This window comes from Rhodococcus sp. WB1 (genome assembly GCF_001700945.1).
In the GTDB taxonomy this organism is placed as follows: Bacteria; Actinomycetota; Actinomycetes; order Mycobacteriales; family Mycobacteriaceae; genus Rhodococcus; species Rhodococcus aetherivorans.
In genome coordinates this window covers 4,095,901-4,112,396 of the sequence record NZ_CP015529.1, presented here as the reverse complement: position 1 = coordinate 4,112,396, position 16,496 = coordinate 4,095,901, and the positions used below count along the sequence as shown (strand labels likewise).

Annotated in this window: 19 protein-coding genes; 8 read left to right on the top strand and 11 right to left on the bottom strand. The window is 72.4% G+C overall.

Annotated elements, in window-relative coordinates; translation table 11 throughout:
• Positions 1–86 precede the first annotated feature (86 nt).
• The 7 genes from A4U64_RS18260 to A4U64_RS18230 form a co-directional block, all read right to left on the bottom strand.
• Positions 87–1,589 carry a carboxyl transferase domain-containing protein gene (locus A4U64_RS18260; protein ID WP_029541857.1) on the bottom strand — a complete coding sequence of 501 codons (1,503 nt, stop codon included), beginning with the start codon at positions 1,587–1,589 and terminating at the stop codon, positions 87–89.
• Between the two features lie 61 nt (positions 1,590–1,650).
• Positions 1,651–2,841, bottom strand: coding sequence for an ABC transporter permease (locus A4U64_RS18255; protein ID WP_029541861.1), 1,191 nt, complete (start codon positions 2,839–2,841; stop codon positions 1,651–1,653).
• Positions 2,838–3,728, bottom strand: coding sequence for an ABC transporter ATP-binding protein (locus tag A4U64_RS18250; RefSeq protein ID WP_029541864.1), 891 nt, complete (start codon positions 3,726–3,728; stop codon positions 2,838–2,840). Before A4U64_RS18250 ends, A4U64_RS18255 begins: the two co-directional genes overlap by 4 nt.
• A gap of 32 nt (positions 3,729–3,760) precedes the next feature.
• Entirely contained in the window at positions 3,761–4,306 is a 546-nt protein-coding gene (locus A4U64_RS18245; protein ID WP_084648664.1) for a hypothetical protein, read from the bottom strand.
• Positions 4,303–4,593, bottom strand: coding sequence for a helix-turn-helix transcriptional regulator (locus A4U64_RS18240; RefSeq protein WP_029541869.1), 291 nt, complete (start codon positions 4,591–4,593; stop codon positions 4,303–4,305). Before A4U64_RS18240 ends, A4U64_RS18245 begins: the two co-directional genes overlap by 4 nt.
• A gap of 101 nt (positions 4,594–4,694) precedes the next feature.
• Complete coding sequence (locus A4U64_RS18235; protein ID WP_006936062.1) at positions 4,695–5,069, bottom strand: RNA-binding S4 domain-containing protein; 375 nt, start codon at positions 5,067–5,069, stop codon at positions 4,695–4,697.
• Complete coding sequence (locus tag A4U64_RS18230; protein WP_065922927.1) at positions 5,066–6,703, bottom strand: ABC-F family ATP-binding cassette domain-containing protein; 1,638 nt, start codon at positions 6,701–6,703, stop codon at positions 5,066–5,068. Before A4U64_RS18230 ends, A4U64_RS18235 begins: the two co-directional genes overlap by 4 nt.
• 86 nt (positions 6,704–6,789) lie before the next feature.
• Here A4U64_RS18230 and A4U64_RS18225 point away from each other — a divergent pair, with 86 nt between their 5' ends.
• Together A4U64_RS18225 and A4U64_RS18220 are read left to right on the top strand one after the other, a co-directional pair.
• Positions 6,790–7,614, top strand: coding sequence for an aldo/keto reductase (locus A4U64_RS18225; RefSeq protein WP_006936057.1), 825 nt, complete (start codon positions 6,790–6,792; stop codon positions 7,612–7,614).
• A 148-nt stretch (positions 7,615–7,762) separates the two neighbouring features.
• Positions 7,763–8,269 carry a pyridoxamine 5'-phosphate oxidase family protein gene (locus A4U64_RS18220; protein WP_006936055.1) on the top strand — a complete coding sequence of 169 codons (507 nt, stop codon included), beginning with the start codon at positions 7,763–7,765 and terminating at the stop codon, positions 8,267–8,269.
• Positions 8,270–8,378: 109 nt separating this feature from the next.
• Here the strand turns inward: A4U64_RS18220 and A4U64_RS18215 are convergent, their stop codons facing one another.
• Together A4U64_RS18215 and A4U64_RS18210 are read right to left on the bottom strand one after the other, a co-directional pair.
• Positions 8,379–9,440 carry a S1C family serine protease gene (locus A4U64_RS18215; protein ID WP_029541879.1) on the bottom strand — a complete coding sequence of 354 codons (1,062 nt, stop codon included), beginning with the start codon at positions 9,438–9,440 and terminating at the stop codon, positions 8,379–8,381.
• Complete coding sequence (locus tag A4U64_RS18210) at positions 9,437–10,537, bottom strand: NAD(P)-binding domain-containing protein (RefSeq protein WP_065922926.1); 1,101 nt, start codon at positions 10,535–10,537, stop codon at positions 9,437–9,439. The genes A4U64_RS18215 and A4U64_RS18210 overlap by 4 nt, the downstream gene beginning before the upstream one ends.
• Positions 10,538–10,766: 229 nt before the next feature.
• Between A4U64_RS18210 and A4U64_RS18205 the strand changes: the two genes are divergently transcribed.
• The 5 genes from A4U64_RS18205 to A4U64_RS18185 all read left to right on the top strand — a co-directional run bounded on the left by A4U64_RS18205 (position 10,767) and on the right by A4U64_RS18185 (position 14,693).
• A complete protein-coding gene (locus A4U64_RS18205; protein WP_029541883.1) occupies positions 10,767–11,654 on the top strand; it encodes an SPFH domain-containing protein in 888 nt (295 codons plus the stop codon).
• Positions 11,655–11,669: 15 nt separating this feature from the next.
• Positions 11,670–11,870 carry a hypothetical protein gene (locus A4U64_RS18200; RefSeq protein WP_050034723.1) on the top strand — a complete coding sequence of 67 codons (201 nt, stop codon included), beginning with the start codon at positions 11,670–11,672 and terminating at the stop codon, positions 11,868–11,870.
• 70 nt (positions 11,871–11,940) lie between these two features.
• Entirely contained in the window at positions 11,941–12,672 is a 732-nt protein-coding gene (locus A4U64_RS18195; protein WP_029541887.1) for an enoyl-CoA hydratase, read from the top strand.
• A 29-nt stretch (positions 12,673–12,701) separates the two neighbouring features.
• A complete protein-coding gene (locus A4U64_RS18190) occupies positions 12,702–13,817 on the top strand; it encodes an MBL fold metallo-hydrolase (protein ID WP_006941094.1) in 1,116 nt (371 codons plus the stop codon).
• A gap of 111 nt (positions 13,818–13,928) precedes the next feature.
• A complete protein-coding gene (locus A4U64_RS18185; protein WP_006941093.1) occupies positions 13,929–14,693 on the top strand; it encodes a ZIP family metal transporter in 765 nt (254 codons plus the stop codon).
• A gap of 6 nt (positions 14,694–14,699) precedes the next feature.
• On the opposite strand, the gene A4U64_RS18180 is transcribed toward A4U64_RS18185, so the two are convergent.
• Both A4U64_RS18180 and A4U64_RS18175 read right to left on the bottom strand, forming a co-directional pair.
• Positions 14,700–15,044, bottom strand: a complete 345-nt coding sequence (locus A4U64_RS18180) for a hypothetical protein (RefSeq protein ID WP_006941091.1) — start codon at positions 15,042–15,044, stop codon at positions 14,700–14,702.
• Between the two features lie 88 nt (positions 15,045–15,132).
• Positions 15,133–16,020, bottom strand: a complete 888-nt coding sequence (locus tag A4U64_RS18175) for a LysR family transcriptional regulator (protein WP_043797769.1) — start codon at positions 16,018–16,020, stop codon at positions 15,133–15,135.
• 100 nt (positions 16,021–16,120) lie between these two features.
• On the opposite strand from A4U64_RS18175, the gene A4U64_RS18170 reads away from it, so the two are divergent.
• Positions 16,121–16,486 carry a YybH family protein gene (locus A4U64_RS18170; protein WP_006941088.1) on the top strand — a complete coding sequence of 122 codons (366 nt, stop codon included), beginning with the start codon at positions 16,121–16,123 and terminating at the stop codon, positions 16,484–16,486.
• The last annotated feature ends 10 nt before the right edge of the window (positions 16,487–16,496 follow it).

Sequence of the window (16,496 nt, the reverse complement as noted above, 5' to 3'; positions counted from 1 at the left end):
CCCTATTCGAGAGCCCCCGGGGTGAGGCACTGCCCGTTCGGCCGGTGCGCCGGGCGGCGCCTCGGCGTCGGTGAGCGGGCACGCGGCTACCGGGGCAGCCCCAGCTTCCGGTAGCGCTCGAGCCGCCGCCGGTATCGCAGCGTCGGGTCCTGGCCGACGAGCACGCCGAGTTCGCGGGCGACGGCGGCACCGACACGCTTGGCGAACTCGGTGGGCTCCTCCGCGGCATCGGGGAACTCGGGGATCACACCGTCGACGACACCGTCGCGCAGCAGGTCGCGGGAGCGGATGCCCTGAGCCGCCGCCATCTGCGGGGCGTGGGTGGTGTCGCGGTGCACGATCGCGCTGGCGCCCTCGGGCGGCAGCGGGGCGAGCCAGCCGTTCTGCGCGCACAGCACCCGGTCGGCGGGCAGCAGCGCCAGCGCGCCACCGCCGGTGCCCTGCCCGAGGAGCACCGACACCGTGGGCGTCGGCAGGGTCACCAGGTCGGCCAGGCAGCGGGCGATCTCCGGTGCGAGTCCGCGTTCCTCGGCCTCCTTGGACAGCGAGGCGCCGAGCGTGTCGATCACCAGCACGAGGGGAAGGCGGAGTTCGTCGGCCAGCCGCATCGCGCGCCGCGCCTCGCGCAGCGCGCCCGGACCCATCGTCCGCGCTGCGGACTGCCCGCTGCGGTCCTGGCCGAACAGCACGCACGACGCGCCGCGGAACCGGGCGAGCGAGACCAGCACGGTGCGGTCGGACTCGCCCTGCCCGGTGCCGGACAGCGGGACCTGCGCGGCCGCGGCATGCCGCAGCAACTGCCGGATGCCGGGACGCTCCGTCCGGCGGGAGAGCATTACCGACTGCCACGCCGGCACGTCGGGCACGTCGTCGGCGGAGGTGACCGCGGGACCTGCGGACGCATCGATGACCGTCGGCTCGGTGAGCACGCGGAGCATCCGGTGCACGAGCTGGCGGACCCCGGCGAGCGGCACCACCCCGTCGATCACGCCCTTCTGGGACAGGTTCTCGGCGGTCTGCACGCCCTCCGGGAAGGCCTCGTGGTAGAGCGCCTGGTAGACGCGGGGGCCGAGAAAGCCGACGAGCGCGCCGGGTTCGGCGGCGGTGACGTGCCCGAGCGAACCCCACGACGCGAACACCCCGCCGGTGGTGGGGTTGCGCAGGTACACCAGATAGCCGAGGTGCGCGGCCTTGTGAGCGGTGACGGCCGCCGCGATCTTGACCATCTGCACGAACGCGAGGGTGCCCTCCTGCATCCGGGTGCCGCCGGACGTGGGGGAGGCCAGCAGCGGCAGCTTCTCGCGGGTGGCGCGTTCCACGGCGAGGACGATGCGCTCGGCCGCGGCCACCCCGATCGACCCGGCGAGAAAAGCGAACTCGCAGGCGATCACCGCGACGTGCCGGCCGTGCACGGTTCCGACGCCGGTGATCACGGACTCGTCGACGCCGGACTTCGCCGCCGCGGCCTCGAGCTCGGCGCGGTACTGCTCGTCGGGGTGCACGTCGACGGGGGCGGTGTCCCAGGAGTGGAAGCTGCCCGCGTCGAGCACGCTGTCGATGAACTCCTGCGCCGAGATCCTGAGGGCCATGGCACGACCCTAGCCGTGCGTCCTTCGGGCGCCTCCAGGCTCCCGAAGGACGCACCGGCGCCTACCGGCCGATCGCCTCCTTCCAGGTGACCACGCGGCCGATGCGCAGGATGGACCGGCGGTAGATCCGCGCCCCGACCACGCTCAGGGCGCCGGTCACGAGCAGCATCAGCACGATCGTGCCGACGATCTGCAGCGGGGTCGCCACGCCGGAGGCGATGCGCAGCGGCATCAGGATCGCCGAGAACGGCGGGATCCAGCTCAGCACGGTGCTCCACGTCGACTCGGGGTCGTCCACGGACGAGAAGGCCGCGAAGAACATCGCGACGATGAGCACCATCAGCGGGGACGCGGTGGCGTTCACGTCCTCCTGGCGCGACACCATCGAGCCGGCCGCGGCGTAGAGGACCGCGAAGAACGCGAACCCGAGGACGAACCAGCCCAGTGTGCCGGCGAGCGTGCCCAGGGCCGCGCCGGTGACGGTGAGTGTGCCGGTGGCGAGACCGGCCCCCACCCCGGCCACCCCGTATGCGGTGAGCTGCAGCAGACCCACCGCACCGATGCCGAGGATCTTGCCCCACAGCAACTGCAGCGGGCGCAGCGTCGACAGCAGCAGCTCCACCACGCGCGACGACTTCTCCTCGACCACGCCCATCGCCACGTACATCCCGAACATCATGATCTGCATGTAGAGCAACACGACCGCCGCGATCGCCAGGGTGGTGCGCTGCGCCTGCTCCGGGTCCGGCGGGTCGAGGGCCTCGACGGTCACGGTGGCGCGGGCGGTGTCCGCCGCCAGCGCGGACGGGTCGACGCCGCGCGCGGTGAGGGCGTCGACCTGCGCCTGCTGCGCGACGGCCGTGTCGATCGTCGCGCGCACGGCCGGGTCGATCTCCGATTCGGCGACGGCGGTGACGGAACCCGCCGGGCCCGGGACCAGCGCGACGTCGAGCTCGCCGTCGCGTACCCGGTCGCGGCCGGTGCCGGCGTCCGGGATCTCCGTGACGTCGACCGGGCTGCCCGTGGCTTCTCCGACGGCGGTGACGGCGGCGCCGAGGGCCGGGTCGCCGACGACGCCGACGGTGGCGGGTTCGTCGTCGCCGGAGAACAGCGACACGGCGACGATGCCGCCGACGATCGCGAGCAGGATGATCGCGTTGCTGATCAGGAAGCTCTTCTTGCGGATCTGGGTGAGGAACTCACGGCGGGCCACCAGCGCGACGGCGCGGGCGGGACTCAACGGGGCGCTCACGCTGCGACCACCTCTCGGAACAGGTCGGTCAATGTCGGCCGACGAACGGAGAACTCGTGCACCGGGCCGGTGGCGAGCGCGGCCCGGAGGATCTGCTGGTCGTCGGCGCCGTTGCCGAGGACGAGGACGGTGCGCCCGCCGCCGTGCGCGACGGTGGTGACGCCGGGCAGCCCGGCGGCCCAGCCCTCGGGGGCCTGTGGGGCGTGCACCTCGAGCCGAGCCTCACCGTGGCCGCGCAGTTCGTCGACGGTGCCGACGGCGCGCATCGTTCCCTTGGAAATGATCCCGACACGGTGGCAGAGCCGTTGCACGAGATCGAGCTGGTGGCTCGAGAAGATCACCGGGACACCGGTTTCGGCCTTCTCCATCAGCACGTCGCTCATGACGTCGACGGCGACGGGGTCCAGGCCCGAGAACGGCTCGTCGAGGACCAGCACCCTCGGGTCGTGCACCAGGGCGGCCGCGAGCTGGACCCGCTGCTGGTTACCGAGGGAGAGCGCGTCGACGGCGTCGTCCACCCGCTCGGCGATGCCCAGCCGGCTCGTCCAGCGCGTCACGGCGGCATCGGCCTCGGAACGGGAGAGTCCGTGCAGCCGAGCGAGGTACGACAGTTGCGCGCCGACCTGCATCTTGGGGTACAGCCCCCGTTCCTCCGGCATGTACCCGATGGTGCGGCGCACCTGGAGGTCGACGGGCCGGCCGTCGAGCCGGACCTCACCGGAGTCGGCGGCGAGCACCCCGAGGACGATCCGCATGGTGGTGGTCTTCCCGGCGCCGTTGCTGCCGACGAAGCCGAACAGCTCACCGGGCCGCACGTCGAAGGTGACGTCGTCGAGCGCGACGACGTCACCGTATCGTTTCGAGACACCGTTGATCGTGAGCGTCACGTTTCCTCCGTCTTCTCGGGTTGTTCTCTGCGTCAGTCGGTTTCGTCGTGATCGGGGTTGTTCCAGGCGAGGATCATCGCGGGCAGGCAACCGCCGATCAGCGTCGCGGTCAGCGTCATGAGCCCGCCCGCATAGGCCATCCTGGGATGCATGCCGTCGGTCAGCACGCTGCCGACGACGAGGTAGAGCACCGGAATCATCACCAGGGACTGGGTCACGGTCAGGGCGATCGAGCGAGCGCTGTTGCGTTCCTGGATCTCCCGCTCGTCGAGGGCCGCGCGCGGTGCGTCGCCCTGCCGGCCCGAGACGATCTGCAGCGAGATCCAGAGGGGGAAGAACGCCAGGCACGCCGGCAGCCACAGCAGTGGTCCCCGTTCGAAGAAGTGGCACAGCACGCCCACGGTGAACATGAGAACGAACGTCGCGGCGAGAGCTACGACCAGGATTCGGCGGCGTCGACGAGTGCGCCAGCGCGGCAACATGTTCCGGAACTTTTCTTCGTTCCTCAGGAAGCGCCGGGTGCGGAAGGCCTCGTACCGTTCGAGGAGGGTGGCGTCGTGCACGGGCATCTCGGTCACTGTGCGTCACGTCCTTCGGTTGCGGTGCGGATCCGGTACACCTCGGTGGACAGCGGCCCGAACTCGGTGCGGGAGAACACGGCCTCGACCGGGAGGCCGAAGACGTCGCAGATGCGGAAGGCGAGGTCGAGGCTCGGGTAGTGGTCGCCACGCTCGAGGGCGCCGACGGTCTGGGGATTGACCTCGACGAGCTGCGCGAGCTGCGCGCGGCTCATCCCGCGTTCCGCGCGCAGGACGCGGATGCGGTTGTGGATCGGCAGGGTTTCCCCCCGACGTACCGGACTCATACAACGAAGTATTGTAAAAACCCAACGAACGGTCAAGCGGTGTCGACGCGTCCGCGCGGCAGGCAGCACCCCGGCGCGCCGCCGAAAGACCCGCGGGAGTCCTACTCGAGCAGCCCGCGGAGCCGGTCGAGCTCGCGCCGGTCCCGCTTGGTGGGCCGGCCCGTGCCGCGGTCGCGGCGGGGAATCGAGGCGAGGATCTCCTTCGGTGGGGGAGGGGGACTGTGGTCCTCGTACGCCTGGGCGGCGACCGGCGCCCCCACCCGCTTGGCCAGCAGCTGCGTCACCCGCACGATCCGTTCCGCCCCGGCCACGCGCACCCGCACCTCGTCGCCGACCTTCACGGGCTGCGACGGCTTCGCGGGGGCGTCGTTGACCCGCACGTGCCCGCCGCGGCACGCGGCCGCGGCGGCGGACCGCGTCTTGAACAGGCGCACCGCCCAGGTCCAGCTGTCCACCCGGACGCTGCCCGCCGTCATGCCGGCTCCTCCGTCAGCCGCCCCCCGTCGAGGTGCCACCGGCGGGTCGAACGGGTGTTGGCGAGCATCCGGCGATCGTGGGTGACCAGCAGCAGCGTGCCCTCGAAGCTGTCGACGGCCTGCTCGAGCTGCTCGATCGCGGGCAGGTCCAGGTGGTTCGTCGGTTCGTCGAGCACCAGCAGGTTCACCCCGCGGGCCTGCAGCAGGGCCAGTCCGGCCCGGGTGCGTTCGCCCGGTGACAGCGACGACGCGGACCGCAGCACGTGGTGGCCCCTGAGCCCGAACTTGGCGAGCAGCGTCCGCACCTCCGCGTCCGGCCAATCCGGCACCTGCGCGGCGAAGGCGTCCACGAGCGGCTCGTCGCCCTCGAACAGCGCACGTGCCTGGTCGATCTCGCCGATCCTCACGCCCGACCCGAGGGCCGCGGTGCCGGTGTCGGGCCGGATCCGGCCCAGCAGCAGGCGCAGCAGCGTCGTCTTCCCGGCGCCGTTCGGGCCGGTGACGACGATCCGGTCGCCCCACTGCACCTGCGTCGTGACGGGGCCGAGCACGAAGTCGCCGCGGTCGACGCGTGCGCCGTTCAGGGTGGCCACCACCGCACCGCTGCGCGGCGCCGCCGCGATCGACATGCGCAGCTCCCACTCCTTGCGCGGCTCCTCGACGACGTCGAGCCGCTCGATGCGGCGCTGCGTCTGCCGCGCCTTCGCCGCCTGCTTCTCGGTGGCCTCGGCGCGGAACTTCTTGCCGAGCTTGTCGTTGTCCTTGGACTTGCGGCGGGCGTTGCGGACCCCGTGCTCGAGCCAGTTGCGCTGCATCCGGGCGCGATCCTCGAGCTCCTGCTTGGTGTCCGCGTACTCCTCGTAGGTCTCGCGGGCGTGCCGCCGAGCCACCTCGCGTTCGACGAGGTAGGCCTCGTAACCGCCGTCGTACACCGCGATCTGTTGCTGCGTCAGATCCAGTTCGACGATCCCGGTGACCGTGCGGGCCAGGAACTCGCGGTCGTGGCTGATCACCATCAGCGCGGTGCGGGTCTCGGCGACGAATCGCTCGAGCTGATCGAGGCCGGCCAGATCGAGGTCGTTCGTGGGTTCGTCGAGCAGCAGCACGTCGTACCGGGACAGCAGCAGGGCCGCCAGCCCGGCCCGCGCCGCCTGTCCCCCGGAGAGCCCCGTCATGGGCGCGTCCAGCCCGACCTCGAGGCCCAGGTCGGCGACGACCTTCTCGGCGCGTTCGGCGAGATCCGCGCCGCCGAGCGCGAGCCACCGTTCCAGGGCGGGGGTGTAGTCGTCGACATCGGTGGTCCCCAGCGCCTCGGCCGCGGCGTTCATCGCGTGCTCGGCGTCGGTGACACCGGTCCGTCGGCCGAGGAAGCCGAGGATCGTCTCGCCCGGGACGCGCTCGGGTTCCTGGGCGAGATACCCGACGGTGGCGTCGGGCGGGCTGAGGACGACCGTGCCGGTGACGTCGGCGGTGCCGACCCCGGCGAGCGTCGTGAGCAGGGTGGACTTGCCTGCGCCGTTGGCGCCGACCAGGCCGATCACGTCGCCGGGCGCGACGGTCAGGCTCAGGTCGGTGAACAGGGTGCGTTCGCCCCGGGAGGCGGACAGGCCGCTGATGCGCAGTGTTGCAGTCACCTCTCGATTATCCCCACGCGCGTCGCGGGGTTTCCGGATGGTGGGATGCGGGGAACACCGGGCGGCCGGAACGGGTTGGGCCGATCATGACCGTTCCCACGATCACCCTCAACGACGGCAACACCATTCCGCAGCTCGGCTTCGGCCTGTGGCAGGTCGAGGACGAGCAGAGCTACGACGCGGTGACCGAGGCGCTGCGGGTGGGCTACCGCAGCATCGACACCGCGGCCCTCTACGGCAACGAGGCCGGCACCGGCCGCGCGCTGCGCGACTCGGGCGTCCCCCGCGACGAGCTGTTCGTCACCACCAAGCTGTGGAACAGCGACCAGGGCTACGACTCGGCGCTGCGCGCCTTCGACACGAGCCTGGGCAGGCTCGGCCTCGACTACGTCGACCTGTACCTGATCCACTGGCCGGCGCCGGCCCAGGACCGCTACATCGACACCTTCCGCGCCTTCCAGAAGATCAAGGCGGAGGGCCGCGCCCGCTCGATCGGCGTCTCCAACTTCCGGGTCGAGGATCTCGACCGGCTGATCGACGCCGTCGGCGAGGTCCCGGCCGTCAACCAGATCGAGCTGCATCCGCGGTTCAACCAGGCCGAGCTGCGGGCGTATCACACCGGCAAGGGCATCGCCACCGAGGCCTGGAGCCCCCTCGGCCAGGGCACCGTGCTCGAGGACCCGACGCTGAGGTCGATCGCGCAGGCGCACGGCCGCACCGTCGCGCAGGTGATCCTGCGCTGGCACATCCAGCTCGGCACCATCGTCATCCCGAAGTCCGTCACGCCCGAGCGCATCGCGAGCAACTTCGACGTCTTCGGTTTCGAGCTGACCGCGGACGACCTCGACCGCATCCGCGGGCTGCACGACGACGGCGGCCGCATCGGCGGCGATCCCGCCACGTTCTCCTGATCCGCGGGGCCGGGGCGGTGGCCGAATGTGACACGCGTTCGATCTGATCGACGCAGTGTGACATTCGGCCCGGGCGGGCGATGAGTTCTCCCGGTCCGACCGGTCCGTATCGATACGGGCTCCGGCCGGAGCCGGGAGAGGAGTCGTCGTGAGCACACCTGTCACCACCACCGTCGATGCCCGCTTCGGGGACGAAGGGGAGCCGCCCCTGCCGTGGACCGACACGGAGGAGCTTCTCGAGTCCGCGCAGCTGTACTGGCTCAGCACGGTCCGGCGCGACGGCGTACCGCATGTGACACCGCTGATCGGACTGTGGCACGCGGGCGGATTCGTCTTCTGCACGGGCCCGGGCGAGCAGAAGACGCACAACCTCCGGCACAACGATGCGGTGGCTGTCACCACGGGCGTCGCGACGTGGGCGGCCGGCACGGACGTCGTGGTCGAGGGGCGGGCCCGGCGCGTCACCGACGGCGACGCGCTGCGCGACGTCGCCGAGGCGTACTACGTCAAGTACGGCCAGCAGTGGCGGTTCGAGGTCCACGGCGACGCCGTCGGGCCGGTGGACGACCCGGGCTGGGTCTTCCGCGTCGAGCCGAGCAAGGTGCTCGTCTTCGCCAAGGGGCCGTTCGGGCAGACCACGCACCGGTTCGCCTGACCGCCCGTGCCGACGGCCCGTTCCCGGCCGGATGTCACATTGCTTCGATCCGATCGAATGCATGTCACATTCGGCCACACAACCGCGCGAGCACCGCGCCGGTCGCCTGTCAGCGGGGCGGGCCGGCGTCCAGCGTGAGCGTGGCGGTGCGTCGCTGCCCGGCGGCGTCGAGCCAGCCGATCTCCACGCTGTCGCCCGGCCGTCGCGCCATCAGCATTTCCTCGAGGTCCGCCGTGGACGAGACCGGGCGCCGGTCGAACGCGACGATGACGTCGCCGATCTCGAGGTCGGTGCCGGCGGCCGGGGTGCCGTAGCCGACCCACAGCACTTCGGCGCCGGTCTCCTGGCCGCCGGTCCGGCCGGTGGTGACGCTCACGCCGAGCAGCGGGGTCGGGCCGACGTGCACCGTCCCGGCGCTCGTGCCGGTACGGACCTGGTCCACCACGTCGAGGGCGATCCCGATGGGCACCGCGTACGCCTCGGGTGGGTCGGGGACGACGGCCGGATCCGGTTCCAAGGCCCCGGCGGTGTTCACCCCCACGACGGTGCCGAACGCGTCGACGAGCGGACCCCCGGAGTCCCCGGGCCGGATCGCCGCGTCGACCTGCAGCATTCCGCTGAGCCGGCGCAGGGATCCGTCCATCGAATCGCGCACCGACACCGTCTTGTCGACGGCGACGACCGTGCCGGGCGCAGGCACGACGACCCCGCCGCCGTCCGCGTTGCCGAAGGCGGTCACCGGCGCTCCCGGTTGCGGAAGGGGGCTCTCGGTGACGGCCGCGACCGGCAGGCCGGCGGCGGAGCCGAGTTGCAGTACGGCGATGTCGAGGGTGGTGTCGTAGCCGAGCACCGCGACGTCGTAACTCGCACCCGTGTGGGGGCTGACCGCGCTGATGTCGGTGGCGCCGGTGACGACGTGGTGGTTCGTGAGCACCGTGCCGTCGGCGGTGAGGACGATGCCGGTGCCCGAGATGCCGCGCCAGCCGCGGTTGGCGGAGAGGGTGACGACGGCCGGCGTGATCCGTGCCGCCACCTCCTCGGTGGTAGGCACGACGGGCGGGGCGGGTGCCGGGGGTGGCGGCGGCAGCACGACGATCTCGACCGTCGCCGGCGCGGTGAGCACCAGTCCGGCGGACACCATCGCCAGGACGGCGCCGATGCGGCGGATCACGGCCCCGGCGCGGTGGCCGCGAGATGGTCGACGAGTTCGCGGGCGGCGGCGCGACCGGCGCGGTTCGCGCCGATGGTCGACGCCGACGGCCCGTACCCGACGAGGTGGACCCGCGGGTCCGCGGCGACCTGCGTCGCCAGCTTCCCCGTCATGGTGATGCCGCCGCCGGGATTGCGCAGGCCGAGGGGCGCGAGATGGTCGAGGGAACTGCGGAAACCGGTGCACCACAGGATGACATCGACATCGAGCGTGGTGCCGTCGGGCCACCGGACGCCGGTCTCGGTGATCTCGTCGAACATCGGGAGGCGGTCGAGTGCGCCGCGTTCGCGGGCCGCACGGATAGCGGGCGTGACCGGCAGTCCGGTCACCGACACCACCGACCCGGGCGGCAGGCCCCGCCGTACCCGGTCCTCGACCAGCGCGACGGCGGCCCGGCCGAGTTCCGGGGTGAAATCCTCGTCGCGCCAGGCGGGTTCGCGGCGGGTCACCCAGGTGGTTTCGGTGACGCGGGAGATCTCGTCGAGCAGCTGCACCGCCGAGATGCCGCCGCCGACGACGAGGACGTGGCGGCCGGTGAACTCGTCGGCGCTGCGGTAGTCCCGGGTGTGCAGCTGGCGTCCGCGGAAGCGGGTGGCGCCCGGGTACCAGGGCACGAAGGGGTGTTCCCACGTGCCGGTGGCGTTGACCAGTCCGCGGGCGGAATACACGCCGCGGTCGGTCTCCACGCGCAGTCGCTCGCCGCGGGCGCACACCACGCCGACCTGGACGGGGCGGTGCACCGGCAGGTGGAAGCGGGCCTCGTAGGCGCGGTAGTACTCGGGAACCGCGGCGGCCGCCGGCACCTGCCCGGCGGTGGTGTCGACCGCTTCGGAGAACGGCCACCCCGGCAGGTCGTGTACTCCGTTGACGGTGCTCAGCGTCAACGACGGCCACCGCTCCTGCCAGGCGCCGCCGGGGCCGAACGACCGGTCCAGCACGACGAACCCGGACTCCGGTTCGACGCCGAACCGCTGCAGGAAGTAGGCGGTGGACAGCCCGGCCTGTCCCGCGCCGATCACCACGACGTCGACGGGGGTCGCCGGTGCGTCCGTCGTCATCACCGCCCTCCCTTCCGTGGGTCCGCACCCATGATGCACCGGCGTCCCCGTCGCCGCCGTGCCGTCGGCACGATCGGGGCCGTGCCGTCGGCACGATCGGGTCCGTGCCGTCGGCACGATCGGGGCCGGCGCGACCACCGTCGGAGGGACTCACGGGCTTGTCCGCACGGCCAAAAATGTGATATCACTTTAATATCGCATTGCAATGACCGGGAAGGGAGTCACCGCCATGTCCGCCACCCCCTCCGTAACCATCGAGCGGCCCGGACGATCCGCGAGCGGCTGGTCCGTCCTCGCGATCGCGCTCGCCGTGGACGTCGTGGCAGCGGCGCTCGCCGTGTTCGGCGCGGTGAACCACAACGTCGCGCTCGTCGTGGCCGGCGCGGTGCTGTTCGTCCCCGCCACCGTGGCGCTCGCCGGCCTGGTCCTCGTCGAACCCAACGAGGCCCGCGTGCTGCAGTTGCTCGGCAGCTCGTACTCGGGCACCCTCCGGCAGGACGGGCTGCGCTGGATGAACCCGCTCAACACCCGGCGCAAGATCTCCACCCGCATCCGCAACCACGAGACCGGGATCGCCAAGGTCAACGACGCCGACGGCAACCCCATCGAGATCTCCGCCGTCATCGTGTGGCAGGTCGAGGACACCGCCCGGGCCGTGTTCGACGTCGACGACTTCGAGGAGTTCGTCGCCGTGCAGACCGAGGCGGCCGTCCGCCACATCGCCGGCAGCTACCCGTACGACGCGGGCCCGGAGACGTTGTCGCTGCGGCAGAACGCCGACGAGATCACCTCGAGGCTCTCCGCGGAAGTCGACGAGCGGGTCGGATCCGCCGGCGTGCGGGTCGTCGAATCCCGGATCAACCGGCTCGCGTACGCGCCCGAGATCGCGCAGGCCATGCTGCGCCGCCAGCAGGCGGGTGCCGTCATCGCCGCGCGCGAGCAGATCGTCAGGGGCGCGGTCGGCATGGTCGGAACCGCCCTCGAACAGCTCGAGAAGGAGCACACCATCGAGCTCGACGAGGAGCGCAGGGCCGCGATGGTGAGCAATCTGCTCGTGGTCCTGTGTGGTGACCAGAGCGCGCAACCGGTGCTCAACACCGGATCGCTCTACGCCTGAGGGCTCGTCGACGCCATGGCGGAACGCAAGAAGCTCCTGCTCCGGCTCGACCCGGCGGTCCACGACGCGCTCGCGCGGTGGGCCGCCGACGAGTTGCGCAGCACCAACGCGCAGATCGAGTTCCTGCTCCGGCGCGCGCTGAGCGAGGCGGGACGCATGCCGCGCGACGCCGGGCGCATCCGCAAGCCCGGCCGGCCGCGCGCGGACGAGGGCTGACGCGGAGCGACGTCGCGCCCGTGCGCGGCGGGTGCGATGATGCGTGCCGGCGACGAAAGGTGAAGCACACATGATGGGGATCAGCCGCGACGGCGACGTGGTCACGCTCGAACTGCGGCGCGAGGAGCGCCGCAACGCGCTCAACACCGAGCTGTGCGTCCAGGTCCGGGAGGGACTCGAGGAGGCGCTCGACGGGGGTGCGCGTGCGGTCGTGATCACCGGCCGGGGCTCGAGCTTCTGCGCCGGCGCCGACCTGTCGGGGGACGTCTACGCGGAGGGATTCCTCGACAGCCTGGGCGAGATGCTGCGTGCCATCCAGGAGGCGCCCGTGCCGGTGATCGCCGCGATCAACGGCCCCGCCATCGGCGCGGGCACCCAGCTCGCTCTCGCCGCGGACCTGCGGGTCGTCGCGCCGGGTGCTCGCTTTGCGATTCCCGCGGCGCGCCTTGGTATCTCGGTGGACCGGTGGACGGTACGACGGCTGGCCTCCCTGCTCGGCGGCGGCCCGTCGCGGGCCGTGCTGCTCGCCGCCGAGCCGGTCGACGCCCACGAGGCCGTGGACCGCGGCCTGGCCAACCGGATCGGCGACCTCGTCGCCGCGCAGTCCTGGGCACACGAGATCGCCAAGCTCGCACCGCTGTCGCTGCACGCGATGAAGCTGTTCCTCAACGACGACGGCACCCGCGACGAGCCGTCGCCCGAGCAGACGGCCGCGCTGGCCGCGGCGTGGCTCAGCGAGGACGTCCAGGAGGCCCGGCTCGCCCGCGCGGAACGCCGGGAGCCGGTCTTCCGCGGCCGCTGAGCGCGCCCGCGCCCCTCTACAGTGGTGGGGTGAGCGTCAAGCAGACCGCCTCGTCCGCCCTCGCCGGCGCCGGCTTGCTGTGGGTGGCGCGCGCCGCCCGCGGCGTCCCCGGCTCGATCGGCGCGACCCCGGCGGACATCCGCCCGTACGCCGCCGGCTCACCCCGGTATCGGAACGGCCGGTTCCACAACTCGGAGCCGAGCAGCACGGTGCTGCCCGAGGCCGGCGGCAGCCTCGTCAAGGACATGCTCACCCGACGGTCTTCCGGCACGCCGCGCGACGCGGTGCCGCTCGCGCCGCAGCTCGCGCCGGTGCAGGCCGCGGAACTGGCGGTCACCTGGTACGGGCACTCGAGCGTCCTCCTCGAGATCGACGGCCACCGGATCCTCGCCGACCCGGTGTGGAGCGAGCGGGTCTCGCCGTCGCCGGCCGTGGGCCCGGCCCGGTTGCACCCGTCGCCGGTCGAACTGGCGGAACTGCCGCCGATCGACGCCGTCGTGATTTCCCACGACCACTACGACCACCTGGACCGCGAGACCGTGGAGGCGCTCGCGGCCACGCAGCGCGAGGCCCGGTTCCTGGTGCCGCTCGGCGTGGGCGCGCACCTGCGCCGGTGGCGGATCCCGGCCGACCGGATCGTCGAGCTGGACTGGGACCAGCACACCGAGGTGGGCGCGCTCACCGTCACGTGCACCGAGGCGCGGCACTTCTCCGGACGCGGCCTGATCCGCAACATCACGCTGTGGTCGTCGTGGGTGATCGCGGGGCCGACGCGAACCGCGTTCTTCGGCGGCGACAGCGGCTACACGCCCCGGTTCGCCGGCATCGGGGACCGCTACGGCCCGTTCGATCTGACGTTGCTGCCGGTGGGCGCCTACGACCCGCGGTGGCCCGACGTGCACATGAACCCGGAGGAGGCGGTGCGCACCCACCTCGATCTCGGGGGCGGCGACCACCCCGGCCTGCTCGTCCCCGTGCACTGGGGCACCTTCAACCTGGCCTTCCACGCGTGGTCGGAGCCGATCGCGCGGCTCCTGCCGGCCGCTCGGGAGGAGGGGGTGCCCACGGCCGTGCCGATGCCGGGGCAGCGGGTCGACGCACTGCGGCCGGGCTCGCAGGATCCGTGGTGGGTTCCGCTCGGCTGACCCCGGGCCGGTAGGGGTTTCCAGGCCGGTAGGGGTTTCCGGGCCGCCGCAGCGGGTATCCCGCCGTCCGTCGGGGAGCGTCGGAGGGAGGGCGGGGCCATCGTCGAATCGTTGCTCTTCGGGATCATCGCCTCGAGCGCGCTGGTGCTCGGTGCCCTGGTGGGCGGATGGGTGGAGATCCCCAAACGCGTTCTCGCGGCGATGCTGGCGTTCGCCGCCGGCGCGCTCATCACCGCCCTGTCGTTCGAGTTGTTCGAGGATTCGTACGAGAAGGGCGGCATCTGGCGCGCGGCGATCGGACTCGTCGTCGGCGCGCTCGTGTTCACCGTGCTCAGCGCGTGGCTGGACCGGGTGGCCGAGGGCCGGCGGGAGAAGGACCACGGCAGCGAGAAACTCGACGTCGACGCGGCCGCCGAGGAAACCGCGCCGTCGTCGTCCTCGGTGAGCGGGGCGGCCGGGCTGGCGCTGCTGGCGGCGGTCACGCTCGATGGGGTGCCCGAGAACGTGGCGCTCGGTGTGTCCCTGGGGGAGGGCACCGGCGGCCTCGCCCTGCTGGTCGCGATCTTCGTGTCCAACTTCCCGGAGTCGCTCGTCGGCAGCGCCTCCATGCGCGCTCAGGGCCGGTCCCGGGGGTACATCCTCGGGATGTGGGTCGCGTGCGCCACGCTGCTGACCGTCGCCGTCGTCGTCGGGGCCGGGCCGCTCGCGGTGACCCCGCCGGAGACGATCTCCCTGCCGTTGGCGTTCGCGGCGGGCGCGGTGCTGGCGTCGCTGGCCGACACGCTCATGCCGGAGGCCTACGAGAAGGGCGGTCCCACGGTCGCGCTGAGCACCGCCGCGGGATTCGTGCTGTCGTTCGTCCTCGCGACGCTGTGAGCGGTGTCAGCGCGTCGTAGCGGCACGCTTGCGTTCGACGAGCGCCCGCGTGACGAGGAAGGCGATCGCCACACTCGCGACGGTACGCACCAGGCGGTTGACGTCCACCGCCGGCTGCCACGACAGCTTGCCGCCGCTGATGACGTACGCGCCCACCGGGCGAGCCCCGACGCCGAAGCCGCCGCCCTCGCCGTTCTCCCCGTCGGGCGAGTACCCCCCGCCTCCGCCGGCACCGCCGGAGACCACGGCCGCGGTGATGACCGTCAGGCCGTCCTTCTCGACCGGCTCCGAGTACACGCGCTTGACCGTGACCGTGTCGCGTGCCTTGGCCATCAGGTCCTCGAGATTCATGTCCGCCCCCTGTCGTCGTGGATTCGACTCCGGCCGGTTCGCCGGCCCGTGCCCATTCTCGGCCGCGGGCCGCCGCCGGGGAAGTGTCCTAGGTCCCTGCGACGGCGAAGGCGCGACGGCTGTGCCGGACGAGTTCGCGCAGGGCCGGAGCGTCCGTATCGGACCAGATCAGCGACAGCACCGCGGGCCCGGTGGCGTCGTCCAGGGTGAGCCCGCACAACCGGCCCTCGAAGTGCGCGGTCATCGAGCGGCTGAGGATCGCCACGCCCAGCCCGCGGAGGGCGAGGTCGGCGACGGTGTCCGGGGAACTGGCCTGCAGGGCGATGTCGGGGCGCAGGCCGGCGGCGGCACACGCCCGGTCGAACACGGTCCGGATCCCGGTGCCCTCGGGCATGGACACGACGGGGTGCGCGCACACGTCCGCGAGCGTGAGGCGGGCGCGTCCGGTCAGCGGGTGACCGGGCGGCACGGCCGCGACGATCGGTTCGCTGACGAGGGTGAGCGCCTCGAGGCCCGGGGGCGGGCTGCCGGCGGAGCCGACGAGGGCGAGGTCCACGGTGGCGCAGCGGACCCGCTCGACGAGCCGGTCGGAGGCGTCCTCGACGAGGGTGATCTCGACCCCCGGGTGCGCGCGGTGGAACGCGGCGAGCGCGTCGAACAGCCCGGTGACGGTGCAGGCGGTGACCATGCCGACCACCAGCCGTCCGCGGATCAGTGCCGTCACCTCCTCGACCGCCTGCCGGGCGGCCGCGGCGGACGCCAGCGCGGCCCGGGCGTGCGGCAGGGCCGCCTCCCCGGCCGTGGTCAGGGTGGCGGTGCGGGTGGAGCGGTCGAACAGGGCGGCGCCGAGGTCGTGCTCGAGCCGGCGGACCTGGGCGCTGATCCCGGACTGGCTGATGTGGACGCGGTGGGCGGCCCGGGTGAAGTTCGCCTCCTCGGCCACCGCGACGAAGTACTCGAGCTGCCGCAGTTCCATAACCCCGGATTCTAGTTCCGATCAGAACAATCTGTTGGACTTCTGACTCTGCGGGTCGGAGGCTGGAGGTGTCCCGCTTCCGTTCCTGGAGAGGATGACCGTGTCCGACGCAGAGAAGGCTTGGCAGCCAGAGGATCTCACCCGCCTGTTCGTCGAGCGCTCCAACGCCGGCGACGCGGCGGGTGTCGCCGCACTGTACGAGGAGGACGCCGTGATGGCCTACCCGCCGGGCGGTCGCACGGTGGGCCGCGAGGCCATCCGCCGCTTGTGGGAGCAGGTGCTGGAACACGCGCCCCACTTCGAACCCGAGCCGCCGCTGCCGACACTGATCAGCGGCGACCTCGCGCTGACCGCCACCCCGCCGAAGGACGGCGCCGGCGCCCGGGCCCAGGTGGCCCGCCGCCAGCCTGACGGCAGCTGGCTGCGCGTGCTCGACCAGCCCGAGTTCGTCCGCCCGGACAGCTGAGCCCGGCGCG

Bases quoted from the DNA above. Each gene is read 5' to 3' on its own strand.
- A4U64_RS18240 (WP_029541869.1), bottom strand. From the start codon at position 4,593: ATGAGTCCGGTACGTCGGGGGGAAACCCTGCCGATCCACAACCGCATC.
- A4U64_RS18175 (WP_043797769.1), bottom strand. From the start codon at position 16,020: ATGGAACTGCGGCAGCTCGAGTACTTCGTCGCGGTGGCCGAGGAGGCG.
- A4U64_RS18180 (WP_006941091.1), bottom strand. From the start codon at position 15,044: ATGAATCTCGAGGACCTGATGGCCAAGGCACGCGACACGGTCACGGTC.
- A4U64_RS18205 (WP_029541883.1), top strand. From the start codon at position 10,767: ATGTCCGCCACCCCCTCCGTAACCATCGAGCGGCCCGGACGATCCGCG.
- A4U64_RS18195 (WP_029541887.1), top strand. From the start codon at position 11,941: ATGATGGGGATCAGCCGCGACGGCGACGTGGTCACGCTCGAACTGCGG.
- A4U64_RS18210 (WP_065922926.1), bottom strand. From the start codon at position 10,537: ATGACGACGGACGCACCGGCGACCCCCGTCGACGTCGTGGTGATCGGC.
- A4U64_RS18260 (WP_029541857.1), bottom strand. From the start codon at position 1,589: ATGGCCCTCAGGATCTCGGCGCAGGAGTTCATCGACAGCGTGCTCGAC.
- A4U64_RS18225 (WP_006936057.1), top strand. From the start codon at position 6,790: ATGACCGTTCCCACGATCACCCTCAACGACGGCAACACCATTCCGCAG.
- A4U64_RS18235 (WP_006936062.1), bottom strand. From the start codon at position 5,069: ATGACGGCGGGCAGCGTCCGGGTGGACAGCTGGACCTGGGCGGTGCGC.
- A4U64_RS18200 (WP_050034723.1), top strand. From the start codon at position 11,670: ATGGCGGAACGCAAGAAGCTCCTGCTCCGGCTCGACCCGGCGGTCCAC.